The sequence below is a fragment of the Haloarchaeobius sp. FL176 genome (genome assembly GCF_024609245.1).
Taxonomy (GTDB): domain Archaea; phylum Halobacteriota; class Halobacteria; order Halobacteriales; family Natrialbaceae; genus Haloarchaeobius.
Map to the genome: position 1 here is coordinate 430,679 of NZ_JANJYH010000001.1, position 26,404 is coordinate 457,082.

At 68.7% G+C, this 26,404-nt stretch carries 26 protein-coding genes; 20 read left to right on the plus strand and 6 right to left on the minus strand.

Translation table 11 applies throughout. From position 1 onward, the window contains the following. Positions 1-36: 36 nt before the first annotated feature. The 6 genes from ilvB to leuD are packed head-to-tail and all read left to right on the plus strand — an operon-like array spanning position 37 to position 5,888. On the plus strand, positions 37-1,803 hold the full coding sequence (ilvB, locus tag NO978_RS02165; RefSeq protein ID WP_257297871.1) for a biosynthetic-type acetolactate synthase large subunit: 1,767 nt from the start codon (positions 37-39) through the stop codon (positions 1,801-1,803). Beyond that, positions 1,800-2,420 (plus strand): acetolactate synthase small subunit, encoded by a 621-nt coding sequence (gene ilvN, locus NO978_RS02170; RefSeq protein WP_257297872.1) that lies wholly within the window; start codon positions 1,800-1,802, stop codon positions 2,418-2,420. The genes ilvB and ilvN overlap by 4 nt, the downstream gene beginning before the upstream one ends. Then, positions 2,417-3,475: a ketol-acid reductoisomerase gene (gene ilvC, locus NO978_RS02175; protein WP_257297873.1), complete on the plus strand. Its 1,059-nt coding sequence runs from the start codon at positions 2,417-2,419 to the stop codon at positions 3,473-3,475. The genes ilvN and ilvC overlap by 4 nt, the downstream gene beginning before the upstream one ends. Positions 3,476-3,488: 13 nt before the next feature. Next, positions 3,489-3,845, plus strand: coding sequence for a hypothetical protein (locus tag NO978_RS02180; RefSeq protein WP_257297874.1), 357 nt, complete (start codon positions 3,489-3,491; stop codon positions 3,843-3,845). Beyond that, positions 3,845-5,275, plus strand: a complete 1,431-nt coding sequence (leuC, locus tag NO978_RS02185; RefSeq protein WP_257297875.1) for a 3-isopropylmalate dehydratase large subunit — start codon at positions 3,845-3,847, stop codon at positions 5,273-5,275. The genes NO978_RS02180 and leuC overlap by 1 nt, the downstream gene beginning before the upstream one ends. Beyond that, entirely contained in the window at positions 5,268-5,888 is a 621-nt protein-coding gene (gene leuD / locus NO978_RS02190; RefSeq protein WP_257297876.1) for a 3-isopropylmalate dehydratase small subunit, read from the plus strand. Before leuC ends, leuD begins: the two co-directional genes overlap by 8 nt. 4 nt (positions 5,889-5,892) lie before the next feature. Here the strand turns inward: leuD and NO978_RS02195 are convergent, their stop codons facing one another. Beyond that, complete coding sequence (locus tag NO978_RS02195) at positions 5,893-7,149, minus strand: acyl-CoA thioester hydrolase/BAAT C-terminal domain-containing protein (RefSeq protein WP_257297877.1); 1,257 nt, start codon at positions 7,147-7,149, stop codon at positions 5,893-5,895. Positions 7,150-7,221: 72 nt separating this feature from the next. Then, positions 7,222-7,749, minus strand: coding sequence for a hypothetical protein (locus NO978_RS02200; RefSeq protein WP_257297878.1), 528 nt, complete (start codon positions 7,747-7,749; stop codon positions 7,222-7,224). A 754-nt stretch (positions 7,750-8,503) separates the two neighbouring features. On the opposite strand from NO978_RS02200, the gene NO978_RS02205 reads away from it, so the two are divergent. The 3 genes from NO978_RS02205 (at position 8,504) to NO978_RS02215 (ending at position 13,374) form a co-directional block, all read left to right on the plus strand. Continuing rightward, positions 8,504-12,115, plus strand: a complete 3,612-nt coding sequence (locus NO978_RS02205) for a tetratricopeptide repeat protein (protein ID WP_257297879.1) — start codon at positions 8,504-8,506, stop codon at positions 12,113-12,115. Between the two features lie 98 nt (positions 12,116-12,213). Further along, positions 12,214-13,191: a 3-isopropylmalate dehydrogenase gene (gene leuB / locus NO978_RS02210; protein WP_257297880.1), complete on the plus strand. Its 978-nt coding sequence runs from the start codon at positions 12,214-12,216 to the stop codon at positions 13,189-13,191. Between the two features lie 36 nt (positions 13,192-13,227). Next, a complete protein-coding gene (locus tag NO978_RS02215) occupies positions 13,228-13,374 on the plus strand; it encodes a hypothetical protein (protein WP_257297881.1) in 147 nt (48 codons plus the stop codon). Here the strand turns inward: NO978_RS02215 and NO978_RS02220 are convergent. Then, entirely contained in the window at positions 13,371-13,859 is a 489-nt protein-coding gene (locus tag NO978_RS02220; protein ID WP_369684091.1) for a DUF5799 family protein, read from the minus strand. The genes NO978_RS02215 and NO978_RS02220 overlap by 4 nt on opposite strands. A gap of 139 nt (positions 13,860-13,998) precedes the next feature. Between NO978_RS02220 and NO978_RS02225 the strand changes: the two genes are divergently transcribed. Beyond that, on the plus strand, positions 13,999-14,859 hold the full coding sequence (locus NO978_RS02225) for a ubiquinol-cytochrome c reductase iron-sulfur subunit (protein ID WP_257297883.1): 861 nt from the start codon (positions 13,999-14,001) through the stop codon (positions 14,857-14,859). A 28-nt stretch (positions 14,860-14,887) separates the two neighbouring features. Here the strand turns inward: NO978_RS02225 and NO978_RS02230 are convergent, their stop codons facing one another. Further along, the gene (locus tag NO978_RS02230) at positions 14,888-15,280 is read right to left on the minus strand and encodes an OsmC family protein (protein ID WP_369684092.1); all 393 of its coding nucleotides are present in this window, start codon (positions 15,278-15,280) and stop codon (positions 14,888-14,890) included. Positions 15,281-15,472: 192 nt separating this feature from the next. On the opposite strand from NO978_RS02230, the gene NO978_RS02235 reads away from it, so the two are divergent. Together NO978_RS02235 and NO978_RS02240 are read left to right on the plus strand one after the other, a co-directional pair. Then, the gene (locus NO978_RS02235) at positions 15,473-16,165 is read left to right on the plus strand and encodes a hypothetical protein (protein ID WP_257297885.1); all 693 of its coding nucleotides are present in this window, start codon (positions 15,473-15,475) and stop codon (positions 16,163-16,165) included. A gap of 86 nt (positions 16,166-16,251) precedes the next feature. Continuing rightward, positions 16,252-17,307 (plus strand): ATP-binding protein, encoded by a 1,056-nt coding sequence (locus NO978_RS02240; protein ID WP_257297886.1) that lies wholly within the window; start codon positions 16,252-16,254, stop codon positions 17,305-17,307. A gap of 59 nt (positions 17,308-17,366) precedes the next feature. Here NO978_RS02240 and NO978_RS02245 read toward each other — a convergent pair whose 3' ends face one another. Then, on the minus strand, positions 17,367-18,104 hold the full coding sequence (locus NO978_RS02245) for a metal-dependent hydrolase (protein ID WP_257297888.1): 738 nt from the start codon (positions 18,102-18,104) through the stop codon (positions 17,367-17,369). A 135-nt stretch (positions 18,105-18,239) separates the two neighbouring features. On the opposite strand from NO978_RS02245, the gene NO978_RS02250 reads away from it, so the two are divergent. Then, the gene (locus NO978_RS02250; protein ID WP_257297889.1) at positions 18,240-18,503 is read left to right on the plus strand and encodes a hypothetical protein; all 264 of its coding nucleotides are present in this window, start codon (positions 18,240-18,242) and stop codon (positions 18,501-18,503) included. 34 nt (positions 18,504-18,537) lie between these two features. On the opposite strand, the gene NO978_RS02255 is transcribed toward NO978_RS02250, so the two are convergent. Beyond that, entirely contained in the window at positions 18,538-18,738 is a 201-nt protein-coding gene (locus NO978_RS02255; RefSeq protein WP_257297890.1) for a hypothetical protein, read from the minus strand. A 151-nt stretch (positions 18,739-18,889) separates the two neighbouring features. Between NO978_RS02255 and NO978_RS02260 the strand changes: the two genes are divergently transcribed. The 7 genes from NO978_RS02260 (at position 18,890) to NO978_RS02290 (ending at position 26,351) form a co-directional block, all read left to right on the plus strand. Beyond that, a complete protein-coding gene (locus NO978_RS02260) occupies positions 18,890-19,237 on the plus strand; it encodes a helix-turn-helix domain-containing protein (protein WP_257297891.1) in 348 nt (115 codons plus the stop codon). A gap of 87 nt (positions 19,238-19,324) precedes the next feature. Beyond that, the gene (locus NO978_RS02265; RefSeq protein ID WP_257298053.1) at positions 19,325-19,585 is read left to right on the plus strand and encodes a hypothetical protein; all 261 of its coding nucleotides are present in this window, start codon (positions 19,325-19,327) and stop codon (positions 19,583-19,585) included. Between the two features lie 47 nt (positions 19,586-19,632). Continuing rightward, the gene (locus NO978_RS02270) at positions 19,633-21,780 is read left to right on the plus strand and encodes an OB-fold nucleic acid binding domain-containing protein (protein ID WP_257297892.1); all 2,148 of its coding nucleotides are present in this window, start codon (positions 19,633-19,635) and stop codon (positions 21,778-21,780) included. 185 nt (positions 21,781-21,965) lie between these two features. After that, a complete protein-coding gene (locus NO978_RS02275; protein ID WP_257297893.1) occupies positions 21,966-23,201 on the plus strand; it encodes a DHHA1 domain-containing protein in 1,236 nt (411 codons plus the stop codon). Positions 23,202-23,424: 223 nt separating this feature from the next. Continuing rightward, on the plus strand, positions 23,425-24,216 hold the full coding sequence (locus NO978_RS02280; RefSeq protein ID WP_257297894.1) for a winged helix-turn-helix domain-containing protein: 792 nt from the start codon (positions 23,425-23,427) through the stop codon (positions 24,214-24,216). 78 nt (positions 24,217-24,294) lie between these two features. After that, the gene (locus NO978_RS02285; RefSeq protein ID WP_257297895.1) at positions 24,295-25,437 is read left to right on the plus strand and encodes an acyl-CoA dehydrogenase family protein; all 1,143 of its coding nucleotides are present in this window, start codon (positions 24,295-24,297) and stop codon (positions 25,435-25,437) included. Positions 25,438-25,511: 74 nt separating this feature from the next. Next, on the plus strand, positions 25,512-26,351 hold the full coding sequence (locus NO978_RS02290) for a hypothetical protein (protein WP_257297896.1): 840 nt from the start codon (positions 25,512-25,514) through the stop codon (positions 26,349-26,351). Positions 26,352-26,404: the final 53 nt, after the last annotated feature.

The following is a 26,404-nucleotide window of genomic DNA, read 5'->3' on the forward strand; positions in this document are numbered from 1 at the left end:
CCCCACGACCACAACACCGTTCGACGGCCCGACTCCATGAGCGAACGAGCGAGTACCGCACCCACGGACGGAGCCACAGGTGAGGCGACACCGGCCGAGGACGAGGAGCCGCCACGGCCACGCACCGGCGCGACCTCGGTCGTCGAGGCGCTGGAGAACGCCGGCGTCGAGTACTGCTTCGGCGTGCAGGGCGGTGCCATCATGCCAGTCTACGACGCGCTCTACGACTCCCAGGCGGTGCGCCACGTGACGATGGCCCACGAACAGGGCGCGGCTCACGCGGCCGACGCGTACGGCATCGTCTCGGGCGAGCCGGGGGTCTGCATGGCCACGTCCGGCCCCGGGGCGACGAACCTCGTCACCGGCATCGCCGACGCCTCGATGGACTCCGACCCGGTCGTCGCACTGACCGGGCAGGTCCCGACCGAGTTCGTCGGTAACGACGCCTTCCAGGAGACGGACACCACCGGTGTCACGGCACCCATCACGAAGACGAACTACTTCGCCAGCGGGGCCGACACCGTCGGCGACGACGTGAGCGAGGCGTTCGGCCTCGCAGCTGCGGGCCGTCCCGGTCCGACGCTCGTCGACCTGCCGAAGGACGTCACGCAGGACGAGACCGACCACGAACCCGGCCCGCCGACCACGCCCGACACGTACCAGGTGACCGAGCGCGCCGACCCGTCGGCCGTCCGCGAGGCCGCCGACACCATCGAGGCCGCGAACAAGCCGTTGCTGCTCGTCGGTGGCGGCGTCATCAAGGGCGACGCCAGCGAGGAGGTCCGACAGTTCGCGAACACCTACGACGTGCCGGTGACGACGACGATGCCGGCCGTCGGCGCGTTCCCCGAAGACCACGAGCTGGCACTGGAGATGGCCGGCATGCACGGCACCGGCTACGCCAACATGGCCATCACCCACACCGACTGCCTCGTCGCGGTCGGCTGCCGCTTCGACGACCGCCTCACCGGCGGCATCGAGACGTTCGCGCCCGACGCCGAGGTCGTCCACGTCGACATCGACCCGGCCGAGATCAGCAAGAACGTCAAGGCCGACTACCCGCTCGTCGGCGACGCCGCGACGGTCGTCACCCAGCTGGACGAGGCGATGCGCGCCACGCCCGAGACGAAGAAGTGGCGCGCGACCTGTCAGCAGTGGAAGTCGGAGTACCCGATGGACTACGCGACCCCCGATGACGAGCCGCTGAAGCCGCAGTTCGTCGTCGAGGCGTTCGACGAAGCGACCGAGGACGACGCCATCGTCACGACCGGCGTCGGCCAGCACCAGATGTGGGCGGTCCAGTACTGGCAGTACACCGAGCCCCGCACCTGGGTCTCCAGCCACGGGCTGGGAACGATGGGCTACGGCCTGCCCGCCGCCATCGGCGCGAAGGTCGCCGCCCCCGACACGCAGGTCGTCTCCTTCGAGGGCGACGGCTCGTTCCTGATGACGATGCAGGAGCTGTCGGTCGCGGTCCGCGAGAACCTCGACATCACGGTCGTCGTGCTGAACAACGAGCACATCGGGATGGTCCGTCAGTGGCAGGACGCGTTCTACGACCGCCGGCGGATGGCCTCCGAGTACCACTGGTGTCCAGACTTCGCCACGCTCGCCGAGGGCTTCGGCGCGAAGGGCATCACCGTCGCGGAGTACGACGAGGTCGCCGACGCCATCACCGAGGCGCTCGAGTACGACGGGCCCGCCGTGCTGGACTGCTACATCGACCCCGAGGAGAACGTCTACCCGATGGTCCCGAGCGGCGGCGACAACGGCCAGTTCGCGCTGGAGGAGGGGCACCTGTGAGCTCCGGACTGCCCGGGCCCGCTCCCACGGAGCGCCCCACCCCCGAGGGACGACGGAACAAACAGGGCATCCGTATCGACCCCGAGGTCGAGGCCGAGCCGGCGACGCGCCGCGCCGTCATCTCGGTTCTCGTCGAGCACGAGCCCGGCGTCCTCTCGAAGGTCTCCGGGCTGTTCAGCCGGCGTCAGTTCAACATCGAGAGCCTGACCGTCGGCCCGACCGAGAACGACTCCCGCGCCCGCATCACGGTCGTGACCGAGGAGTCCGACCCCGGCATCGACCAGATAGAGAAGCAGCTCAGGAAGCAGATCCCGGTCATCTCGGTGAAGGAGCTGCCCGAGAACGCCATCAACCGCGAGCTGGCGCTCGTGAAGGTCGAGGCCGAGAACCCCGACCAGGTCGCCGCAGTCGCGGAGATGTACGACGCGAACACCGTCGACGCGTGTCCGGAGACGGTCACCGTCGAGATCACCGGGAGCCGCCAGAAGATCGCCGCGGCCGTCGAGACGTTCGAGCGCTTCGGCGTCCACGAGGTCACCCGGACCGGCACCGCCGCGCTCGCCCGCGGCAGCGAATCGACAACCGACGACACCACCCCGCAATCAACCAACCAATGACGACAGACGACTCCACGACGACGACAGTGTACACCGACGACGACGCCGACACGAGCTACATCGACGGCAAGACCGTCGCCGTACTCGGCTACGGCAGCCAGGGCCACGCCCACGCACAGAACCTCGCCGAGAGCGGGGTCGACGTGGTCGTCGGCCTGCGCGAGGACTCCAGTTCCCGGGCGGCCGCCGAGGCCGATGGCCTGCAGGTCGAGACGCCACGCGACGCGGCCGAGACCGCCGACATCGTATCGGTGCTCGTCCCCGACACCGTCCAGCCCGCCGTCTACGAGGAGATCGAGCCGGCCCTCGAACCGGGTGACACGCTCCAGTTCGCCCACGGCTTCAACGTCCACTACAACCAGATCCGCCCCGCCGAGGGTGTGGACGTGACGATGATCGCGCCGAAGTCCCCGGGCCACATCGTCCGGCGGAACTACGAGCGCGGCGAGGGCACGCCGGGCCTGCTCGCAGTGTACCAGAACGCGACGGGCGAGGCCACCCAGGAGGCACTCGCGTACGCGCAGGCCATCGGCTGCACCCGTGCGGGCGTCGTCGAGACGACGTTCCGCGAGGAGACCGAGACCGACCTGTTCGGCGAGCAGGCCGTCCTCTGTGGCGGCGTCACCTCGCTCATCAAGCAGGGCTACGAGACGCTCGTCGACGCGGGCTACAGCCCCGAGATGGCGTACTTCGAGTGCATGAACGAGATGAAGCTCATCGTCGACCTCATGTACGAGGGTGGGCTCGGCGAGATGTGGGATTCCGTCTCCGACACCGCCGAGTACGGCGGACTGACCCGCGGCGACGTGGTCGTCGACGAGCACGCCCGCGAGAACATGGAGGGGGTGCTCGAGGCGGTGCAGGACGGCACCTTCGCCCGCGAGTGGATCACCGAGAACCAGGCCGGCCGCCCGAGCTACGACCAGCGCCGCCAGGCGGAGAAGGCCCACGACATCGAGGCCGTCGGCGAGGAGCTGCGCGGGCTCTTCGCGTGGGCCGACGACGCACCGACCGAACAAACGGATGACGCGACCCCGCCACAGGCGGACGACTGACGGACACCCCACAATGACCGAACGCACCACCGACCGACAGACCCGCACCGAGAACCGAACGATGGCGAACGTGAGCCACACGAACCCGTTCACCGGCGAGAGCATGGGCCAGGTGTTCGACCACGGCGTCACCATCGTCGCCGACGGCGGCCGCGACCCGGCCCGCGAGGACGACGAGTCGGGAGCCGAGCCGTTCGACGCCGGAGCAGAGGAGGACGACGTCTCCGAGTCGACCGACGGCACCGACGAAGACGAGTCGGACGACGACCCTGACGTCATGGCCGACGTACGCCATCAGACGACAGACGACGCCGCCGCCAACCGCGTGTTCGAGCGCGGGGGCGAGCACAGCGAACGGGACGACGACTGATGTCCGGGGGCACGCTCTACGACAAGGTCTGGGACCGCCACGCGGTCACGGAGCTCCCGACCGGCCAGACACAGCTGTTCGTCGGGCTGCACCTCATCCACGAGGTGACGAGCCCGCAGGCGTTCGGGATGCTCGAGGAGCGCGACATGGAGGTCGCGTACCCCGAACTTACGCACGCCACCGTCGACCACATCGTCCCCACGGCCGACCAGTCGCGTCCCTACGCCGACGATGCGGCCGAGCGGATGATGGCCGAACTCGAGGAGAACGTCCACGACGCCGGTATCGAGTTCTCCGATCCCGAGTCGGGGAACCAGGGCATCGTCCACGTCATCGGGCCGGAGCAGGGGCTCACCCAGCCCGGCAAGACCATCGTCTGTGGCGACAGCCACACCTCGACCCACGGCGCGTTCGGCGCGCTCGCGTTCGGCATCGGCACGAGCCAGATCCGCGACGTGCTCGCGACCGGAACCATCGCGATGGAGAAGAAGGACGTCCGCAAGATCGAGGTCACGGGGGAGCTCCCCGACGGCGTCGGTGCGAAGGACGTCATCCTCGAGATCATCCGGCGGCTCGGCACCGACGGCGGTGTCGGCTACGTCTACGAGTACGCCGGCGGGGCCATCGAGAGCCTCGACATGGAGGGACGCATGTCCATCTGCAACATGAGCATCGAGGGCGGTGCCCGTGCGGGCTACGTCAACCCCGACGAGACCACCTACGAGTGGCTGCAGGAGACCGAGTACTTCCGGGAGCACCCCGAGAAGTTCGACGAGCTGAAGCCGTACTGGGAGTCCATCCGGAGCGACGATGACGCCGAGTACGACGACGTGGTCACTATCGACGGGAGCGAGCTGGAGCCGGTCGTCACCTGGGGCACCACGCCCGGGCAGGGCGTCGGCGTCACCCAGCCCATCCCGGCTCCCGAGGACCTGCCTGCGGACAAGGCGGACACTGCCCGTCGCGCCCAAGAGCACATGCGCGTCGAGCCCGGCGAGACGATGGACGGCTACCCGATCGACGTGGCGTTCCTCGGCTCCTGTACGAACGCACGCCTGCCGGACCTGCGCCGTGCGGCCGGCATCGTCGAGGGCCGCGAGGTCCACCCGGACGTCCGCGCGATGGTCGTCCCCGGCAGCCAGCGCGTCGCGAGAGCCGCCGAGGAGGAGGGCCTGCGCGAGACGTTCGAGGCGGCCGGGTTCGACTGGCGAAACGCCGGCTGCTCGATGTGTCTCGGCATGAACGAGGACCAGCTTGAGGGCGACGAGGCCTGTGCCTCCTCCTCCAACCGGAACTTCGTCGGCCGTCAGGGGAGCAAGGACGGCCGTACCGTCCTCATGAACCCCCGGATGGTCGCCGCCGCGGCCGTCGAGGGCGAAGTGACCGACGTTCGTGACCTCGAAACCGCGGAGGTGGTCGCGGATGACTGATTCCGACGGCCCCGCCGAGACCGTCGAGCGCGTCTCCGGCTCCGGTATCCCCGTGCGCGGCAACGACATCGACACGGACCAGATCATCCCGGCGCGGTTCATGAAGGTCGTCACGTTCGACGGCCTCGGCCAGTTCTCGTTCTTCGACCAGCGGTTCGACGACGACGACAACGAGAAGGACCACCCGATGAACGAGGACCGCTTCCGCGACGCCTCGGTGATGGTCGTCAACGCGAACTTCGGCTGTGGCTCCTCGCGCGAACACGCCCCGCAGGCGCTCGTCCGCTGGGGCATCGACGCCATCATCGGCGAGTCGTTCGCGGAGATCTTCGCGGGCAACTGCCTCGCGCTCGGCGTGCCGACGGTAACGGGAGACGCCGAGACGGTCGAAGCCATCCAGGACTGGGTGGACGAGCACCCGGACGGCGACATCGACGTCGACGTGGCGGCCGAGACCGTCACCTACGGCGATACGACCGTCGACGTGACCGTGGACGACGCCCAGCGCAAGGCGCTCGTCGAGGGCGTCTGGGACACCACAGCGCTGATGAAGGCGAACGCCGGCGAGGTCGAGAAGACGGCCGCGAGTCTGCCGTACGTCGACACCGCCTGAGCGGCTACGCTTCTATCCTTTCGGTCGTACCGAGCCCCGCCGCGAGGAACGCCTTCACGCGCGGCCAGGAGTCGGCCGCGGCGTGCGCGGTGGCCTTCGCACGGTCGGCGGGACCGACGCCGGTCATCGGGACGTACGGTCGACCGATGAAGTGACCGACACCGTCGTAGGTGTGGTGCTCGAACCGGTGTGGGAAGTCAGCCCGCTCCAGGCGCTCCATCGCGAGATCGGAGAGGTAGCGAGACTGCCATACCTCGTCGTCCCCGCCCGAGAGCAGCAGGACGGGGCCGTCCGTCTCCTCGACGTGGACCGTCGCGCGCTCGACCTGTTCCTCGGTGAGCCCCTGCTCGATGGACGCGCCGGGCGTCGGGTCGGCGACGACGTGCGGGACGGGCTCACCGTCGTCGGTCCAGGCGGGTTCGCCCGAGGGCGTGTCCCACATGATGGCGCTACCGGCGTAGGAGACGACGGCACCGACCCAGTCGCGGCGCGACCCGAGCAGGAGCGCGAGTTCGCCCCCGCGGGACGCGCCGACGAGACCGACCGGACCCGTGCGGACCCGGAGCTGGTCGTGCAGCCAGCCGACGGCGGTGTCGAAGTAGGAGAGGGGAACCCGCCGGTGGTCGTCCGGGATGGGTTCACCCTCGCCGAAGTAGTCGACGGCGAGCGTTGCGTAGCCCTCGTTCGCGAGCACCTTCGCGGTCGAGTCCGAGAGCCGGCCGGCCGAGCCGTGGAGCTCGATGACGGCCGGGTGGGGCCCCTCGCCTGCGGGTTCGTACAGCGTGCCGACGACGTCGTCGTGGTCGACCGGTCTCGCCGTCACGTCGTCGGCGTACACCTGCCGAGTGATGGTCCGGCTCGCGGACCGGTCGCCAGCGGTCGCGCGGAGCTCGATGTCGACGGTCGGCTCGTCGCTGATAGCGGGGAAGCGCGTCTCTTCGTCCGTGGCGGCCATGGACCAGTACCAGCCCATCGGGTCGACGCCGTCGTAGCTTCCCGACTCCGGTGCGTGTTCGGCGAGCGCGACGGTTCCGTCCTCGTCGGCGGTGAACGTCGCCTCCGAGCGCCAGGTCACGCCGTCGTGAGCGACGAGTTCGGCGGTGACCGTGACGGATTCGCCGGGCGCGAGTCCGGTCACCGTGACGGCGATGGACTCGTCGTTCGCGCTGTGGACTGGCGCGTGGACGGCGAGACCGCCGTCAGTGGCTGGCGCGGGCTGGTCGTCGGCTGTGCTGGGGTCCTGTGGATTGTGTTCTGACATGGCTGTCGGTGGTCGCAGGGGGTTGCAGGCTGTGCTGGCTGTCGGCGGACCGAGGGGCGGGCCTCGGCGCGGTCAGTCGAGGAACAGGCGCACGTCGTCGCCCGAGGGGCTGTCCTCGTCGAGCATGTCGTGGGGGTAGCTGTCGAGCCAGTCGACGGTCCACGACTCGTCCGTGGGTGGCGCGAGCTCGGGGTCGTCGGCGACCGGTTCGCCCGCGAGGACGAGGTGGGTCGTCACGTCGGCCGGGTCGCCGCCGCCACCGAGAATCTGCTCGGCGTGCCTGAGGCGCTCGACGCCAGTGATGCGGACGTCGATGCCGGCGACCTCGGAGACCTCGCCGCGGGCGGCTTCGATCCAGTCACCGTCGCCGTCGACTTTCGGGCTCGGGAGGACCGCGTTCTCCCCGCCTTCGGCGACGATGAGCAGCAGCTCGTCCGCGTCGTTGGTGACGCCGACGATGGCGCGGCCGGCGTACTCCTCCTCGCAGTAGTCGTGGTCCTCGTGGACGAACTGCTGGGTGACCTCGTCGACGTCGTCGCGGGCCGCGAGTTCGGTCGGGTCGTTCGGGACTGCAATCGTATCCTGTGTCGTATCGTACATCTGTGATGTGAGCGGCGGAGTTGCGTATCTTGGTCGACGAGCGACGTAGCTGTCGCTCGGTGTCGGGCAGTACACTGTCGTCAGCAGGGTGGTTGGCCTGTCGTCGGGCCCGGCTCGGTACCGGGAGCAATTGCTACTGGAGACTGATACAAGAAACTACTGATTTCTATTCGAGTCGCTACTGCATGTAAATATTTCTGCGCCGGGGATAAAAGTGTTGTGGTGGTCGCGTGGTCTCGACACGGCGCACAGCCGCGGCGGTGGGCCCCGTTCCCTCTCGGGTCCCACGGTCAGCGGGTCGGAGTGAGACGCCTGGTATCCCGACGAAGGACGTGGCGTCCCACCAGCTGCCGACGTTCGGTGTCACGGGCGTCGACCTGGGAGCCGACTGCACTGGACCGGTACCGACGACCGCCGGCCGAACGGTCCCCCAACCGTCCAGTCGGCGGCCGCCGACGATACCGAGCGTCCGTGATCGACAGGTGGTCTCGGAGGGCTCCCCCGCAGGCACGGTGGTCGGTGTCAGCGGACCACGGGACGACGGTGACCCAGATGGACACGATGCGGGCGATGGCTCCCGATGGTCGACACTGCGACGGCCCATCCATCGGCGTCCGAATCGTTGTGAGCGACGTGTACTTATCTCACCGACTGGGAGCGTGTTCACGCCGTGGGGAGAAGTACCAGACGGAGTATAATTGCAGCGTGGCACCGCATCGCAAAGATTTAACAGAACTCCCTCCCGTGGCACGATATGGACCTGTCGGCCGAACCGGAGGAGATCGAAGTCATCGCACGACGGGTCGAGTTCCTGGAGCAGCTGCAGACCACCCACGCCCACAAGCCCGACCTGGTCGAGGCCCTCGACCACTCGCGCTCGACGGTCGACCGGGCGGTGAAAGAGCTAGACGAGGCCGGACTGGTGACCAGGGAGACCGAGGGATACGTGACGACACAGGCCGGACGGCTCGCCGCCGAACGGTACCGGACGTTCCTCGTCGACCAGCGGCAGATACTCGCCGCCAGGGACGTGCTCGAGGCCATCCCACCGGACCGAGCGTTACCGCTCGAACTGGTCACCTGCGCGACCGAGGCATCGACGGACGGCCCCTACCGGCTGTTCGAGCATCTCGCCGGCCGTCTGCGCGATGCCGACCGCTATCGTGCCGTCGTCCCCAGCTTCGCAGACTCGCGACACCTGCGCCTGTGCCACGCCCGCGCCGTGCGCGACGGGACACCCGTGACCGTCCACACGAGCGCGGACGAGCTGTCCCGACTCCGCGAGGAGTTCCCCTACATGGTCGCCGAACTCGCCGACTCGTCGGCGTTCACCGCCCGGACCGGCGACGTACCGGCCGTGGGACTCGTCCTCATTGACGCCCCCGAGACGGCGGTCACGCTGGTCGCCTACGACGGCGACGACATCGCGGGGTTCCTCCACACCGACGACGAGGACGCCGTCGCGTGGGCGGAGCAGCAGTACGACTCGGTCGCCGCGGACACCCACGAGGCGACCGCGGCGCTCCGCGACGCGGCCACGGACACGGATCTGCCGTCGCTCACCGGCGGGCGTCTCCCGACGACGCTCCGTTCGGAAGGGTTCGTCCGGGTGGACGACCGCTACTTCGAGCGCCGGGAACCGATGTCGCCGGCGACCGCGTGGCGGGCCGGGCTCGGGCTCCCCGAGGTCGACGCCGGCTACGCGGTCGACCGGACCAGGGACGGCGAGTCGGTGACCGCGGCACTCCTCGACCGCGTCCGCGACGGCGAGTCGGTCGCGCTCGTCGGGCCGCCGGGGACCGGCAAGAGCACGCTCTCCCGTCGCGTCGCCTGCCGATTCAACGAGCATGACGACGCTGCCGTGCTCTACCGGCAGAGCGCGAGCGGTCAGCCGTTCGAGTCGCGCGCAACCCTCGACGCGTTCGTCGAGACGACGCAGGGGCCCGTCCTCGTCGTCGTCGAGGACGCGGTTCGCGCGGCAGCGAACACGGTGTTCGAGGTGATGCGCGACTTCGACGGCGACGACGACGTGGCGTTCCTCGTCGACGCCCGCGAGTCCGAGTGGCGCGACCCCGACGAGTTCCCGGTGGACGCACGACTCGAATCGTTCCGCCACGAGGCCGTCGAGACGGTGACGATGCCGCCGCTCACCGAGGACGACGTCGAGCGCGTGGTGGAGCGCATCGACGACCTGACCGACCAGGAGCTCGCCGTCCCGGTCGCGGACGTCGTGCGGGACGTGCGGTCGGAGGCCCCCGACGACATCTCGCTGCTGTTTCACCGCCTGGCGAGCTACGTCGAACCACTCGCCCCCTACGAGAACGGGACGCCTTCGACGCTCGACGAGGACGTCGACCGCCTCCGACGGGACCTCGACGACTGCGGCGACCTGGCAGTCGAGGTCGGCGTCCTCGCGAACGTGCTCAACGCGGCCGGGCTGCCGGTCGCGGAGCCGTACCTCCGTGCTGTCGGGCGCGAGACGGTGGACGAGACCGCGGCGGCAGTCGACGACGCGCTCTCGCGGATGCACGGCCACGTCCTGTTCGGCTCGCCGGGCGACGGGACGACGGGCTACCGCTCGGTCGCCGAGACGTGGTCGACTCGCTACCTCGAACGCCTCGGCGACGACCGCGCTGACGCTTCGGACCGGTTCGCGGCCGCGGTGACCGCCCTGTTCGGCCTCGCGGACAGCGCGGACGACCGGGAGGCCGTCGCCGCAGCAGCCAGCGGCCACACGGCTGCGCTGGACGGCATCGTCGCCGACCCGACCGACTGGGCCGACGAGGCCATCAGGAAGGTGTTCGACCTCGGAACGTCGGCCCCGAAGCTCGCACCGCTGTTCGGGACGACCGGCGAGTCCGACATCGAACTGCCCGCGGCGTGCTCGGACGAGGCGCGGCTGCGGGCCATCGAGGCACGCGGCCAGATGTTCACTGGTGCCGGCGCACTCGACCGTGCGAGCGCCGAGTTCGACACCCTCGTCGAGACAGCCCGCGACTGCCCCGGCGTCGACGCCGACGAACGCCGGCTGACCGCGCTGTACGGCCGCTGTCAGATCGCCCGCCGCCGTGGGGAACACGAGGCGGCGGAGCGTCACGCTCGCGAACGTCGGTCCCTCGCCGAGTCGCTCGACTCCCCCCGCGAGGTGGCCCAGAGCCGGCTCCTGCTCGGGCAGATCGCCCACGGCCGGGGCGACCTCGACGAGGCGGAAACCGAGCTCACGGCGGCACTGGAAACGTTCGAGGCGCTCGAGGAACCGCGTGCCGAGGCGGAGACACGGCGCGAACGTGGGCTCGTGGCCGCGTACCGGGGGAACCACGGGACCGCGACCGAGCACCTCCGGCGGAGCCTCGAACGGTACCGCGAACTGGACGACCGCCGCGGCGAGGCGTCGGTTCTGAGCCACCTCGGCGAGCTCGACCGCCGACGCCGCGACGTCGAGACCGCCAGCGAGCGGTTCCTCCGCGCGCTCGAGATCGCACGGGAAATCGGTGACCGGGCGCTCGAAGGGGAGAGTCTGGCCACGCTGGCGAACCTCGAACTCACGGCCGGCGACCTCGACGCGGCCGAGCGGCACGTCGAGCGGGCCATCGAGGTCGCCCGCGAGATAGACGAACGCGCGGTCGTCCCCGCGCTCCTCGGGACGTTCGGCGACATCGAGTACGAACGCGGAAACGACGCGGCCGCCCGTGAGCGCTACGAGCGCGGGCTCACCGCCGCCGAAGAAGCCGGCGACAGTCGGACGGCGGCGATCCTGCGCCGCGGACGAGCACTCGTCCTCGCTCGCGACGGCGACGCCGGGCAAGCCCTCGACGATGCGGAGCGGGCGGTCGAGCTCGCCGAGGAGGTCGGCGACCGGACCGTACAGGTGCGGTCGCTCCGTGCGCTGGCGACCGTCCGCAGGAATCGCGGCGAGTACGGGGCGGCCATCGACACGCTCGACCGGGCTCACGACCTCACCTCGGCAGGTGGGCACCCGACCGCCGTCGCGCTCGTCGCGACCGAACGGGGCGTCACCGAACGAGAGCGCGGCGACCTCGCGGCCGCAGCGGCGGCACTCGAACGTGCGCTCCAGACCCTCGACGGCAACCAGGCAACGGGTGCAACTGCCCGGGCGCGGTTCGAGCGGGGGCTGACCGCGCTCGCGGCCAACGAGCCGGGGAGGGCCCGCGACCACCTCACCGAGGCCGTACCGTACTTCCTCGAGGTCGGTGCGGACGGACGCGCCAGGGACGCGGTGGAGGGACTCGTCGACGCCTGCGCCGCGGTCGACGACCGCGAGACGGCGGCCGAGTGGTGCGAACGGGCACGGGACGCCGGTGTAGCGGTCAGCCTCGACGAGCGGTGGGCGCGTCGCGACGCCTGACGCGCCCGTACCGGCGGCCTCGCGTCGTCGGCGACGCAGTGCTGGCGGATGTGGCCCCTTCCGGAATCCTGATTTGAGCACGCCGAGTGGCTTCCGTCATGACAGAGACAATCGCTGTCGTGCCCGGCGACGGCATCGGCCAGGAGGTCGTCCCGGTCGCCGTCGACGTGCTCGACGCGGTCGGCGAGTTCGAGTTCGTCCACGGCGAGGCAGGCGACGCGACGAAGGCCGAGACAGGCAGTGCACTGCCCGCAGAGACGTACGAGCTCGTCGCCGAGTCCGACGCGACGCTGTTCGGCGCGGCCGGCGAGACCGCCGCCGACGTGGTGCTCCCGCTCCGGGAGGCCGTCGACTCCTTCGTCAACATCCGGCCGGCGCGGGCGTACCCCGGCGTCGACGCGCTCCGCCCGGAGACGGACCTCGTCTTCCTGCGCGAGAACACCGAAGGTGTCTACTCGAGCCACGAAGCCCGGCTCTCCGACGACCTCTCGACGCTCACGCGTGTCGTCACGACATCTGCCTCCGAACACCTCGCCGAGTTCGCCTGCGACTACGTCGACGACCGCGGCCTCGACGGCTTCCACGTCGCCCACAAGGCGAACGTGATGCGGGAGACGGACGGCCGGTTCCGGGACGCGGTCGTCGGGGTCGCCGACGACCACGGCGTCGAGACCGAGGAGGTCCTGATGGACGCCTTCGCCACCCACGTCTGCCTCGACCCCGAGCAGTTCGACGTCGTCGTCTGCCCGAACCTCGCGGGCGACGTGCTCTCGGACCTCGCCGCCGGTCTCGTCGGCGGCCTCGGTCTGCTCCCGTCGGCCAACGTCGGCCCCGAGAACGGGCTGTTCGAGCCGGTCCACGGGAGCGCCCCCGATATCGCCGGCGAGGGCGTCGCGAACCCGTCAGCGACCCTGCTCTCGGCCGCGATGCTCCTCTCGCACCTCGGCTACGACGAGGAGGGCGACCGCGTCCGCGCCGCCGTCGAGGGCGTACTCGCGGAGGGGCCGCACACGCCGGACCTCGGCGGCGAGGCGTCGACGGAGGACGTGGCCGACGCCGTGCTGGCGCGGCTCTGAGATAGAGTTTTGGGTAACCCAGACGTATGTTACCGTATGCCAGAGATAGAGCTCCGGGAGGAGACGGTGGAACGGCTCGACAGTCTCCGCGTCGACGACGAGAGCTACGACGAGCTCGTGACGGAGCTGCTGAACATCTACGAGGCGGAAGAGCTGACGATGTTCCGGTCGGGGGACGGCTAGCGCTCGTCGTCCGCCGGTGCCCGCGCTGCGACCGCACAGACCTCCTCCCAGCGGCCTTTCGACTCCAGATGCGCCTGGAGCTCCTCGCCGTAGCGTCCCGCGAGTTCGCTCGCCGCGTCGATACGCTTCTGGTCGGGCTCGTCGTCCCCGCCATCGCCACCCATGCCGAGTGCGGACTTGACGGAGTCGACGATGCCGCCACCGCCGGAGCCGCGGTCACGTGACCCGCCGCCGGGCGCTCCGCCCATCGCCTGCATCTGGGCGTTGATGTCGTCGAGTTCGGGCACGATGGTCGCCACCTTCTCCGTGTTCGCGACGATACGGGCGTCCGCCGGCGACTCGGGGTTCTCTATCTCGAACTCGACCGCGCTCATGATGAGGTTCCACTCCTGATTGGAGAACTCCGAGTCGATCACGTCCTGTGTGAACTCCTTGTCGACCGTCATGCGCTCGCCGACGACCTGGTCCGTCCAGCCGTTGTTCATGTCACGACGTTTCGTGAGCATCCGTATCAGGGTTGCGCTCGCGCGCACGTCAGCCGTCATCTGACAAGAACTTTACTCCCGTTCACACAGGGTGGGAACGGCAGGCCCCGTATTTGTCTCCCGACCGGGTCACTTTCGAATGGTCCCCATGGATTCCGACAAGTACCCGACAGAGAGCGACAGACGACGGTTCGTCAAAGGCGTCGCGGGCGGTGCGGCGATGGCCGCTATCAGCACTGCGGCCGGTGCTGCCATCGAGGGCACGACGACCGGGAGCGGCACGGGCGGCGGGTCAGTCACCTACCGCGCCGCGAAGAACACCGACGGCCCCGCTCCCCGTGGCCTCCCACAGATTCCGCTCGAACTCGACGACGAGGGCTACCTGAAGGGCGTCTGGCCCGAGTCCGAGGAGCGCGAGCTCGAGGACGGCACGACCGTCACCGTCGCCGAGATGGAGCTCGGCGGGGTGACCTACTCCACCCAGTGGTTCCAGTACTGCGGGTGCCAGACCTTCCAGAACGTCCAGCCCGACGGCGACTACGACAACTACATGCGCTACAGCGCGAACACACGCCTCGGCTGGCAGAGCTCCGAGAGGAGCATCGGTGAGCGCGTCCACGTCGACCACTTCGACGACTACGCGGACTGGGGCAACGGCATCGGCGATGACGGCTACGGTAAGCCCGCGAACTGCACCTGGCGCTCGCAGGACATCGACAGCGGGGAGACGCTCCCCATCCAGGTCATCCGCAGTACGCGCGTCGAGCGCGCCGCCGAGGAGGACGAGTGGCTCGCCGACAGTACGGTCGACGGCTTCATCGCCTTCCTAAACAAGTGCACGCACTTCTGCTGCATCCCGGGGTTCAAGGACAGCTCCGACGCCCCGAAGTTCGGTGCCGCGAACAAGAGCTACTGCGGCTGTCACCAGTCCGTCTACGACCCGTTCGAGGTCGTCGAACGTTCGTTCACGGCTCTCCCGCGCCCGAACAGCGACGGCTGAGACGGGCGGTGACAGCGCGACGCCGGCCTCAGAACGCGTCGCCTTCGATGTCGACCTCGGCCTCGAGCGCCGGCTTCACCGCGTCGCCGACCTTGCAGAGCTCGTGGGCACGCTCGACGATAGCGTCGCCCTTGTCGCCGATGTCGCCGGCGACCTTCACGTCGAAGTGGACGGACGCGAGCTTGTCGTCGTCGTTGAGTTCGCCGGTCGTGTCGATCTCGATGTGGCCGAGGTCGCCAGCCTGCCGCTGCTCCGCGCCGACGCGGAGTGCGGGGACGTAGCAGGACGCGTAGGCGGCGAGCAGCGCCTCGAGTGTGTCGGGCGCAGCCTCGCCGGTCGCGTCGACGGTCGTCTCGAAGTCACGGATCGTGTTCTCGGTGCTGTAGCCCTCCTCTGAGACGCTGTGGACTTCTTTGGACATTGCATTCGTGTCCTCGCCCGGCAGCGCCTTCATACTTGTTCTTGCGGGTGACGCGACTCTGTCTCAGGTGAATCGTGTACGAAAACTTTACTTACAGGACCGGAGACAGACTGAACGAGCCATGACAGCTCAAAGTAATATACGGATTGGCAACGGTCGGAACGCTGCGACGACGACGATGGGGTGGTCAGCGTGATTCCGCTACAGGACAACTTCGAGATCACGGCGACGCCGCTCATCCGGTGGCTGGACAACGCGTTCTCCCGAGTCGTCACCGACTTTCAGGGTATCGCGCCGAACCTGCTGTACGCCCTCGTCTACCTGGTCGTCGGGTTCCTCGCCGCGAAGTTCGTCTCGGGCACCGTGGTGAAGGTGACGCGGCGGATGGGCCTGGACGAGATGGCCGAGGACTCGCCCGTCGGCGAGTTCCTCCCCGGACGCGACCTGAGCCAGCTGCTCGGCCAGTTCGCGACCCTGTACATCTACCTGCTCGTCGGCCTGCTGGTGATGCAGGAACTGGGCATCGGCCGGCTGGCCGCAGCGTTCAACGGCGCGGTCGAGTTCCTCCCTACGGCTATCATCGCGGCCATCGTGGTGGCGCTCGGCTTCTGGCTCGCGGACCTCGTCGAGGACCGCATGAGCGACTCCGAGCTGGGTGACGGGCAGGTCGGCGCGCTGTTCGGGGCCGCCGTCCAGGTGTTCGTCTACCTCATCGCCATCGCGGTCGGCTTCGGCGCGCTGGCGTCCTCGACCGGTGCCGGCGGCATCGCGTTCCCCATCATCCAGGCGTTCGCGCTCGGCTTCGCCATCGCGCTCGGCCTCGCCGTCGGCTGGGTGAGCAAAGACCACCTCGCCGGTGCGGTCGAGAGCGACGGGGACGAGTAACTGCCCGGCTATCGCAGCCGGACTCCCCACAGGAATCGGTCCGACGGACAGAACTGTTATTCCGTTTCGTACAGAACACGCGTCTCATGACAGACTGTTCCCTGGAGTCCTCGGGCCCCGTCCTCGAGACGCTGGTCGAGAACTTGCCCGAGGGCGTGCTCGTCGAGGACGCCTCCAGGGAGGTACTGCTGGCCAACGAGCGCCTCTGTGAACTCCTCGAACTCGCTCGTGACCCCTGTGAGCTGATCGGGAGCGACTGCGAGGAGGCCGGGGAGCGCATCTCGGACCGGTTCGCGGAACCCGAGGCGTTCGTCCCGCGACTCGCCGAGCTGCTCGACGCGCGCGAGCCGGTCCACGGCGAGGAGCTGGCCCTCGCGAACGGCCGGACGCTCGAACGGAGCTATATCCCCTACACCACGCCGACGGGCGAGGCGAACATCTGGGTGTACCGCGACGTGACCGAACGCACCACCCGCGAAGCCGAGCTCGAGCGGCAGAACGAACGTCTCGCGGAGTTCGCCTCCGTCGTCTCGCACGACCTCCGGAACCCGCTCAGCGTCGCGAAGACGAGCCTGCAGCTCGCCCGCGACGACCCGGAGGGCGACCACCTCGACGAGATCGAACGGAGCCTCGACCGCATGGACCGACTCACGACGCAGCTCCTCACGCTCGCCCGCGAAGGGGACCAGAGCGAGGAACTGGAGCCGACACCGCTGTCGACGCTCGTCGAGCAGTCCTGGAGCAACGTCGAGACCGGCGGCGCGACCCTCGAGAACGACACCTCGGGCATCGTCCTGGCGGACTGGAGCCGGCTCGGCCAGCTGTTCGAGAACCTCTTCCGGAACGCCGTGGAACACGGCTCGCCGGCCGACCAGCCACACGGCACCGATGACCTGACCGTCTCCGTCGAGTCCACCGCGGACGCGATCGTCGTCGAGGACGACGGCGACGGCCTACCGGACCCGGACCTGGAGACCGAGCGGCTGTTCGAGACCGGCTTCTCCACGGAGCCGGACGGTACCGGGCTCGGACTCGGTATCGTCCAGGAGATCGTCGCGGCACACGGCTGGGAGATCAGCCTCGAGGAGGGCGCGGAGAACGGCCTCAGGTTCGAGATGACCGGCATCGAGTTCGCGGAGTAGGCACCCGGACCCGGCCACTGCCGGGCTTCGGGTCGTCTCGAAAACGAGTCGCTTGCGGCTCAGTCGAGCAGATTCTCGCTGAGGGCCCAGCTCTCGTCGCCCTCAAGGACGACGACCTCGGCGTCGCTACCCGTCCCACGCACCTCGCGGGCGAAGTCGTCGGGGTCCTGTTCGATGGGCGGGAACGTGTCGTAGTGGATCGGCAGTGCGTAGTCGACGTCGAGCCAGTCGACGGCGATGGCGGCTTGCCACGGACCCATGGTGAAGTGGTCGCCGATCGGCACCGCGGCGACGTCAGGTTCGAGGTACGGCGCGATGACATCGCGCATCTCGGTCATGAGCCCGGTGTCGCCCGCGTGGTAGAACGTCTCGGACTCCTCGTCTGCGACCTGTGTGGGCTTCGTGTCGGAGATGACGAAGCCGGTCGGCATCCCGCCGGAGGTGCCGTAGCCGGTCTCCATCCCGTTGGTGTGGTCGGCGCGGTGCATCGTGACGTAGGCGTCCCCGCACTCGACCGTGCCACCGACGTTCATTCCCATCCCACCGATGGCCTCGTAGTCGCCGAACTCGTCCCGGCAGTACTCCACGACCTCTGGCGTCGCCACGAGCGTCGTCCCCTCGTACCGGTCCACGTCGCCGATGTGGTCGGCGTGGCCGTGCGTGAGCAGGACGTAGTCCGGGTCCAGCTCCTCGGGGTCGGTGTCGGTCTTCGGGTTGTCGAAGAAGGGGTCGATGAGCAGCTCTGTCTCGCCGACTGTCACACCGAACGTCGAGTGTCCGAACCAGGTGAGTTCCATACACACGTGGGTTCGTCCGGTGCCTACTTCAAGGTAGGCGGACCGTCGCTCGGAACCGACCGCAGGAACGGAAACTTGCCGTCGCGGCTGGCCCGACCACCCACGACTATGGTCCGGTGTCGACAACGGACGGCTATGCTCGCACTCGAACTCGACGAGTTCATGGTCGAACTGAAAGACGGCAGCATCAAGAACGTGGGTCCGACGAACAAGTCGGCCTCGGCGAAGCTGTTCGACGTCGAGTCCGCCGACGTCCGGGAGTTCGGCGACAAGCGTCTGAAGTTCGTCTTCGAGGACGACTCCGGGAACGAGGTACAGGTGTCCCTGTTCCCCGAGGAGGCAGAGAAGATGGCAGCAGACGTGGAGTCGCTGGCGGCCGACTCCCCTGTGTTCGAGTGACCGCCACGGCTCCGGTGTGGGATGAGCGAGCGGCTCAGGCGTTGTTCATCCGCTGGCTGGAACGCTCGCCGCAGGTCTGACACTCCTTGACGCGGTACGGCTCGCGGGAGAACTGGGCGTTCTCCTGCTTGCTGCTCTCCGTGATTATCTGGACGGACACCTTGTGGAGCGTCTCCGTACCGCAGTGATCACAGTGTTCGGTCAACCCATCTATTGAGTCGTCAGTCGTTGCCATACTCCCACTTCAGCGCCTATCCACATAACGACCAGTTAGCGTTTTCATCCGATGTAATAACCGGGTTATCGAGTAGGTTTATCGCCGCGAGTTCGGCAGCTGAAACCCTTCGGGCACAAACCTTTTAGTCACCAACCGGTCACGTAGTGTCGTGGACGACGAGCGGCCAATCGAAGAGATACTCGATACAATCGGGGACGAGACCGCGCGAGAGGTCCTCGCAGCCGTGAGCGAGGAGCCACGGTCAGCGAAAGAAGTGGCAGAGTTCTGTGACCTCTCGCTCCCGACCGTGTATCGTCGCATCGAGATGCTCAAAGAACACGAGCTGATCTCGTCAGAGACGCTCGTGGCCCGCGACGGGAACCACTACGACGCGTTCAAGTCGAACTTCGACGCGACTGTCATTCGGCTCAAAGAAGATGAGTACGACATCCGCATCTACCGGAAGGAGAACCTGCCTGACCGCTTCTCCAGTCTCTGGGACGAGCTCGGTCGGTGAGCCACCACGTCGGGACTGCCAGCCACGGCGGCCAGCGAGGGGTGAGGGCTGGTGGTCGAACTGAGTGCGATAGCGGACGTGCTCCTGATGGGCCTGCGCCTCGTGCTGTTCGCGCTGGCGCTCGGACTGACGTTCATCAGCTTCCAGGCGTACAACCAGAAGGGCGGTAGGCGACTGGAGTCTGCGTTCATCGGCTTCGCGTTCATCAGCATGGGCGTCGCGCTGACGACCATCAGCACACAGATCACCCGAGAGGCCACTGCCGAGACCGCGACGTACTTCCAGGTCGCGGAGACGATCCCGTTCATCGTCGGGTTCAGCATGCTGTACCTCTCGCTCTATCGCTGACACAGATTCGACAACCGTTTTAGGCCGGGTCTACTCTACTCGGTCAAATGGGTAACTGTATCATCTGTGGTGCCTCTGCTGACGGGCACATATGTTCGAGCCACGAGGAAGACGTCGTCTTCACTTTCGAAGGCAACCGAGCTAACCAGCTGAAGCCCGGCCGCTACTACGAGGGGTCGGTCGACGGGTTCGCCGAATTCGGCGTCTTCGTCGACATCGGGACCTCCGTGACGGGCCTGCTGCACCGAAGCGAACTGGACCGTCGACTCGACAGTCTCGACTGGGACGCCGGCGACTCGGTCTACGTCCAGGTGACCGACATCCGCGACAACGGCAACGTCGACCTGGGCTGGTCCATCCGCCAGCGCGAGTCCGACTTCCGCGGCAAGCTCGTCCAGACGCCGGAGGGCGACGAACTGCCCGACGAGCCTGACGAGGCCGACGAGCCCGACCAGGAGAAGACCGAGCCGGTCGCCGCGGGCGGGAACGCCGGCGCGAAGCAGAAGGTTCGCACGCCCGATGCGGACGACGCCGCCCCCGCGACCACTGAATCCGACACGACTGAGGAGGCCCCCTCCGAAGGCGAGGCCGAAGGCAGCGACGAGACCGCCGACGCGACCGACGCGGTCGACGACACCGAGCCGAGTACCGCGGCCGAGACCGACGACACCGAGGACCACTCCGAGCTCGCACGCAGCACGGTCGATAGCGTCACCGACCTCATCGGCCAGGTCGTCCGCATCGAGGGCGAGATCATCAGCGTCCGACAGACCTCCGGCCCGACCGTCTTCGAGATCCGCGACGAGACGGGCGTCGTCGAGGTCGCCGCCTTCGAGGAGGCCGGCGTGCGCGCCTACCCCGACGTGGAGGTCGACGACGTCGTCCGCCTCGAGGGCGAGGTCGAGCGCCACCACGACGAGGTCCAGATCGAGACCGAGGTCCTGACCACGCTCGAGGACGAGGACGCCAGCAACGTCGCCGACCGCATGGACGCCGCGCTGGACGAGCAGGCCGACCCCGGCAGCGTCGACCTGCTCGCCGACCACGATGCCGTCACCACCGTGGCCGACGAGATCCGCGACGTTGCGACCGAGATCCGTCGCGCGGTCATCCAGGGCCGTCCGGTCGTCGTCCGGCACACAGCAACCGCCGACGGCTACGTCGCCGGTGCCGCCATCGAGCGTGCCGTCCTCCCGCTCGTCGCGGCGGAGCACGAGCGCCAGGACGCCCAGTACCACTTCTGCGAGCGCCGCCCGCTCGACGACACCGTCTACGGCATGGACGCCGCGACCGACGACGTCACCGACATGCTCGACGCGCGCGAGCGCCACGGCGAGCAGCTCCCGCTCGTCGTCCTCGTCGACCTCGGCAGCACGCTCGAGTCCCGCGAGGGCTACGAGCTGCTCGACGTCTACGGGGCCGAGTGCCTCGTCGTCGACTCGGGCTACCCCGACGACGAGGTCGTCGACGACCTCGGCGGTATCGTCGACCCGCACCTCGCGGGCGACGTCACCGACGTGACGACGAGTGCGCTCGCAGCCAACGTCGCCGCCCACGTCAACAGCGACGTGCGCGACGACCTCGCACACCTGCCCGCGGTCAGCTACTGGCAGGACACCCCCGAGGCCTACATCGACCTCGCCAGCGAGGCCGGCTACACCGAGGACGACACCGACGAACTCCGCGAGGCCGTCGGCCTCGAAGCGTTCTACCAGTCCTACAAGGACAAGCGCGAGCTCATCACCGACATCCTGTTCGAGGAGGCGGACGGACTCGCGGGCCACGTCAGCGAGCAGTTCCGCACCAAGCTCGACCGCGAGCTCCAGACCGCCCGGCGCAACCTCTCGACGCGCTCGGCCGACGGCGTCGAGTTCGCCATCCTCGACGCGGACGCGTTCAGCAACCGGTTCGACTTCCCGCCGACCGAACTGCTCCTCGACGCGCTCCACCGCTCCGAGGCAGCCGAGACCGACGACGACGACCTCGTCACCCTCGGCCTCGACGAGGACGAGCTCCACATCCGGAGCACCTCGCCCATCGACGTCCGCACCGTCGGCGACGAGATCGCCGCACAGGTCGACGGCGGCGGCGTCAGCGTCGTCGGCGGTCGCGACGGCCACGTCGAGTTCCTGGCCGGCGAGCGCGACGCCGTGCTGAACGCGGCCGTCGCCGAAATCGCGAACTCCTTCGCCTGAACGCGACGCTGCGTCTCGTTCCGTCGGTCGTCTCCGTGACCTGCACCTGGGAGTGACGACACCAGCCAGGCAGTTCCGGGCCCATCGCCTCGCGACGGGAAGTCCGGGTGGCGGCCGACGCCAGACTCACGCGAGGCCCCGAGCGGCGGCACGTTTTTCTCGCCCGCACGTCTTGCAGTCGCGTAATGACGGGGCAACTCGCAGCGAGCCAGCCGTACACGACACGCTTCGAGACCACTGTCGCGGGCGTCGACGGGCGAGCGGTCCGGCTGGATACCAGCTACTTCTACGCCGAGAGCGGTGGACAGCCGAGCGACCGCGGCACCGTGGGCGGCGTGCCGGTGGTCGACGTCCAGGTCGAGGACGGCGAGCACGTCCACACGCTGGCCGAGGCGCCGGGCTTCCACGAGGGTTCGTCGGTCGTCTGCGAGGTGGACTGGACGTTCCGGATGTACTGCATGCGGGCCCACACCGCGAGCCACGTGCTGTACGGCGCGGCGCGTCGGGTCTGTGACGACCTCGGCTACGGTGGCTTCGGCATCGACGAGGAGAAGGTCCGGGTCGACCTGACGACGTCGAGCGACGTGACCGACGAGACGCTGGTCGAACTGGAACGACTGACGAACATGGCGGTCTGGGAGTCCCGCGAAGTCGGCTGGAAGTCGGTGCCGCTCGCGGAGCTGCGCGACGACGAGTTCGTCGCGTTCAACACGAAGACGGAGGAGGGCGTGTTCGAGGGCGCCGACGAGGTACGCGTCGTGACGGTCGGCGAGGGCGACGTGGTGCCGGGCGAGCCGCGCGAGAGCCCGTGGGACGTGGCGGCCTGCGGCGGGACCCACGTCCGGAACACCCGCGAGATCGGCCCGGTGACGCTGCTCTCGCGCTCGAACCCTGGCGAGGGGATGACGCGGATCGAGTTCGCGGTCGGTGACCGCGGCATCGAACACCGTGCCGCGGAGAAACAGGCTGTGCTCGACACCGGCCGGGCGCTCGACGCCCCGCCGGCGGACCTCGCCGACGCGGCGGCGCGGCTCTCCGGGCAGGTCGAGGAGTTAGAGGAGTCGCTCGCGTCCGCCCGCCGACAGCTGGTCGCGTCGGCGCTGTCGGCAGCGGACCCGGTCGAGCGGGACGGCGCTACCTGGCTGGTCGCGACCGTAGAAGGCGTCGAGGCGAACGACTGCCGAGAACCACTCCAGGCGTCAGCGGGTCGGGATGCGGATGTCGTGGTGGCGGTCGGCGAGTCCGGAGGTACGTTCGTCGCGGTCGCAGCCGGGCCGGGCCACGACGCGTCGGCCGTGGTGGAGAGGGTGACGGCCGACTACGGAGGTGGTGGTGGTGGCAGCGGGTCGTTCGCACAGGGCGGCGGCATCGACGCATCGTCAGCGAGGGTAGCCAGGGGCCTCGGCAGCGAGGGCAGCTGAACCCCTGGCTCGGGCACGAGCGTCGACGGCGTACGACGAGGGAGGCGTACGCCGGAAGCACCGACAGACAGCAGTGGAAAGTACCGAAAGCTGTTGTCTAAAGGTTACTATTCCGACCTGAACGAAGCGAGCGGAGAGGGCCGGAACGTTCCGACGTACTCGGAAACTTTGGTAATGCAGCCTAGAAGAAAACACATATGCCCGACGCCTCGTCACGTTCTGTATGGTCGGACCGACCGAGCGCGTCGAGTTCGTCTGTGGCTCGCGCTCCCGGCGGGAGGTGCTCCTCTCGCTCGCCAGCGAGCCACGCGAGCGACAGACGGTCGTCGCATCGACATCCGCCAGCGAATCGTCGGTGTACGACGCGATGAGCCGACTCTCGGACCGCGGCTTCTGCTACGAACGCGACGACGGCTACTGGGCGCTCACGGGGACGGGACGGGCCGTTGCGGACCTGCTCGACCGTGTCGGCACCGTCGAGTCCGTGGTCGACGACACCCGACCCTACTTCGACGAGCACGACCTCGGCGTGGTCCCGGACGCGGACCGCCGGGAACTCCACCGGCTCGTCGGCTGCGAGGTCGTGGAGTCCCCGGAGACCGACCCATTCCGGGCGGCCCGCCGGGTGCGGACCGCCATCGCGGGCGCCGACCACGTCTCGATCCTCGCGCCGGTGTACGACGACCGGTTCGCCGACGCATTGGTCGAGAGCGACCCCGACTCCGCGCGGCTGGTGCTCGAGCCAGAGATACTGGAACTCGCGCCCGAGGACGACGCGAACGCCGACGAAACGCCTCCGTTCGCGGAGCTGGTCGATATCCGCGTCGCCGAGCTCCAGTTCGCGATGACCGTCACCGATTCCGGTGTCTTCCTCTCGCTCCCGAAGCTCGACGGCACCTACGACCCACAGACCGAACTCGTCAGGGAGTCCGACGCGGCCGCCGACTGGGGGGCGACGCTGTTCGAACGCATCTGGGACCGGGCGACGCCCGTCGAGTCGCTCGTCGAGGACTGAGCCCGGTCCACCGTCGGGGTCGACGTACCCGCCGCGAGAATGGGGCAACTTTTTCCACTCGCTCCCGAAGGCAGTGGTATGAATCTGAGTTCGGAGCAGGCCGCCGTCCGCGACGTGGTTCGCGAGTTCGCGGCCGAGGAGCTACGGCCGGTCGCCCGGGAGTGCGACGAGGAGCAGCGCTTCCCCGAGGATGTCTGGGATGGACTGGCGGAGCTGGACCTGACCGGGCTGACCGTCCCCGAGGAGTACGGCGGCTACGATGCCGACCCGGTCACCTACGCCATCATCAACGAGGAGCTCGCCCACGGGATGCTCTCCGTGGCGACCGCGCTGTCGGTCCACGGGCTCGCGACCTCCTGCATCGACGAGTTCGGCACGCAGGACGTGCGCGACGAGTGGCTCCCCGAGATGGTCGACGGCCGCCCCGTCGGCGCGTTCGCCCTCTCCGAGCCCGAGGCCGGCTCGAATCCCGCCGAGATGTCCACCGTCGCCGAGCGCGAGGGCGACGAGTTCGTCCTGAACGGGAAGAAGCAGTGGATCACGAACGGGAACCGCGCCGGCGTCTACGTCGTCTTCGCGAAGACCGACCGCGACGACCCCGGTTCCATCACCCAGTTCCTCGTCCCCGCGGACACGGACGGCGTCAGCGTCGGGAAGAAGGAGGACAAGCTCGGCCTCCGGGCGTCGGACACGACGACGCTCATCTTCGAGGACGCACGCATCCCGGCCGAGTACCAGCTCACCGAGGAGGGCCGCGGGCTCTCCGCCGCGTTCCAGATTCTGACGGGTGGGCGCATCGCAATCGGCGCACAGTCCGTCGGGCTCGCTCAGGCCGCCCTCGACGCAGCCGTCGAGTACGCCCAGCAGCGCGAGCAGTTCGAGCAGCCCATCGCGGACTTTCAGGCCATCCGCCACAAGCTGGCGGAGATGCAGACGAAGGTCACCGCCGGTCGCCTGCTCACCCGCGAAGCCGCCCAGAAGAAGGCCGAGGGCGCGGGCATGGAGACCGCGTTCCTCGCCAGCCAGGCGAAGTACTTCGCCAGCGAGGCCGCGATGGACGTGACCAACGAGGCCGTCCAGATACACGGCGGCTACGGCTACACCACCGACTTCCCCGTCGAGCGCTTCTACCGCGACGCGAAGATCCTCACCATCTACGAGGGAACCACGGAGATCCAGAAGAAGATCATCGCCCGGCACCTGCTCGGCGACGACGCCTGAGGCGTTCTGCCCCGCCAGTCCTTTCTCGTGCTTGACCCCTGAAATTATTAACCTCGCCCCCGTTGCCCTCAGCGATGGCCACCGGCAGGACCGACCCGAACCGGAACGACACCGACGGGTCCGACGGACGGGACGGCGAACCGACCGACCAGCGACCCACCAGCGTCTCGCCGGAAGCGCTCACCTGTCGGCTCCGGTCCGCAGTCGGAGAAGCCCAAGCGGTCACCCTCCGGGTCCAGCAGACCGAGTTCGGCTCCGAGGTCGAACGCGTGCTGCACGCCGAGGAGGCGCTGACGACGACTACCGAGCTCGACCACCACGTCACGCTGGCCTGTGCCCGCGTCCTCGTCACCGAACTGCCCGGCGCCGCATCCGACGTGCGACTCGTCCGGCCGACGCTCCGGAGCTGTGACGCCGACGACGCCGTCGCGCACGAGGCGACGTTCCGCCGCGATGGCGACACCTTCGTCCGCGAGGGTCGTCAGGGACCGCCGACACCGCCCGCGTCACCACCCTCGTACACCCTGGACCGGCTCCGCGGGAGCGGCCTCGTCGCCGGCCTCGTCGTCCCCTCCGTCGCGCGGGTCACGCGACAGCTGTTCCGCCTCCGCGAGCGCCTCGGCGACGGCGACGTGACCGTCACCGCCGACGCCCTCGTCGTCCGGTTCGATGCCACTCCGGGTACACAGCGACACGACGACATCCGGGTCGAAAACGGCGCACTCTGTGTCTGGCTGCTCGGCGAAACCGACCGCCAGGACGGTGTCGAGCGGAGCGAACGCGTCGCTCGCATCGTACCACCGTTTCCGATAACAGCCGATGGGGCGACCGCCGAGCGAACCGACAGCGTCGTCGTCAGGCTGCCACGCTGTGGCCGCGGCGACACCGCCGACGGCCCGGTCCCGCTCGACTAGTCGTCTGCCTCGACCTCGGTCTCGTCACCGGGGATCGACTCCGCCGGAGAGTC

Excerpts from the sequence above, each read along its gene's own strand:
- ilvB (WP_257297871.1), top strand. The coding sequence starts at position 37 with ATGAGCGAACGAGCGAGTACCGCACCCACGGACGGAGCCACAGGTGAG.
- ilvC (WP_257297873.1), top strand. The coding sequence starts at position 2,417 with ATGACGACAGACGACTCCACGACGACGACAGTGTACACCGACGACGAC.
- NO978_RS02180 (WP_257297874.1), top strand. The coding sequence starts at position 3,489 with ATGACCGAACGCACCACCGACCGACAGACCCGCACCGAGAACCGAACG.
- leuC (WP_257297875.1), top strand. The coding sequence starts at position 3,845 with ATGTCCGGGGGCACGCTCTACGACAAGGTCTGGGACCGCCACGCGGTC.
- leuD (WP_257297876.1), top strand. The coding sequence starts at position 5,268 with ATGACTGATTCCGACGGCCCCGCCGAGACCGTCGAGCGCGTCTCCGGC.
- NO978_RS02195 (WP_257297877.1), bottom strand. The coding sequence starts at position 7,149 with ATGTCAGAACACAATCCACAGGACCCCAGCACAGCCGACGACCAGCCC.
- NO978_RS02200 (WP_257297878.1), bottom strand. The coding sequence starts at position 7,749 with ATGTACGATACGACACAGGATACGATTGCAGTCCCGAACGACCCGACC.
- NO978_RS02205 (WP_257297879.1), top strand. The coding sequence starts at position 8,504 with ATGGACCTGTCGGCCGAACCGGAGGAGATCGAAGTCATCGCACGACGG.
- leuB (WP_257297880.1), top strand. The coding sequence starts at position 12,214 with ATGACAGAGACAATCGCTGTCGTGCCCGGCGACGGCATCGGCCAGGAG.
- NO978_RS02215 (WP_257297881.1), top strand. The coding sequence starts at position 13,228 with ATGCCAGAGATAGAGCTCCGGGAGGAGACGGTGGAACGGCTCGACAGT.
- NO978_RS02220 (WP_369684091.1), bottom strand. The coding sequence starts at position 13,859 with ATGAACAACGGCTGGACGGACCAGGTCGTCGGCGAGCGCATGACGGTC.
- NO978_RS02225 (WP_257297883.1), top strand. The coding sequence starts at position 13,999 with ATGGTCCCCATGGATTCCGACAAGTACCCGACAGAGAGCGACAGACGA.
- NO978_RS02230 (WP_369684092.1), bottom strand. The coding sequence starts at position 15,280 with ATGTCCAAAGAAGTCCACAGCGTCTCAGAGGAGGGCTACAGCACCGAG.
- NO978_RS02240 (WP_257297886.1), top strand. The coding sequence starts at position 16,252 with ATGACAGACTGTTCCCTGGAGTCCTCGGGCCCCGTCCTCGAGACGCTG.
- NO978_RS02245 (WP_257297888.1), bottom strand. The coding sequence starts at position 18,104 with ATGGAACTCACCTGGTTCGGACACTCGACGTTCGGTGTGACAGTCGGC.
- NO978_RS02250 (WP_257297889.1), top strand. The coding sequence starts at position 18,240 with ATGCTCGCACTCGAACTCGACGAGTTCATGGTCGAACTGAAAGACGGC.
- NO978_RS02255 (WP_257297890.1), bottom strand. The coding sequence starts at position 18,738 with ATGGCAACGACTGACGACTCAATAGATGGGTTGACCGAACACTGTGAT.
- NO978_RS02265 (WP_257298053.1), top strand. The coding sequence starts at position 19,325 with ATGGGCCTGCGCCTCGTGCTGTTCGCGCTGGCGCTCGGACTGACGTTC.
- NO978_RS02270 (WP_257297892.1), top strand. The coding sequence starts at position 19,633 with ATGGGTAACTGTATCATCTGTGGTGCCTCTGCTGACGGGCACATATGT.
- NO978_RS02275 (WP_257297893.1), top strand. The coding sequence starts at position 21,966 with ATGACGGGGCAACTCGCAGCGAGCCAGCCGTACACGACACGCTTCGAG.
- NO978_RS02280 (WP_257297894.1), top strand. The coding sequence starts at position 23,425 with ATGGTCGGACCGACCGAGCGCGTCGAGTTCGTCTGTGGCTCGCGCTCC.
- NO978_RS02285 (WP_257297895.1), top strand. The coding sequence starts at position 24,295 with ATGAATCTGAGTTCGGAGCAGGCCGCCGTCCGCGACGTGGTTCGCGAG.
- NO978_RS02290 (WP_257297896.1), top strand. The coding sequence starts at position 25,512 with ATGGCCACCGGCAGGACCGACCCGAACCGGAACGACACCGACGGGTCC.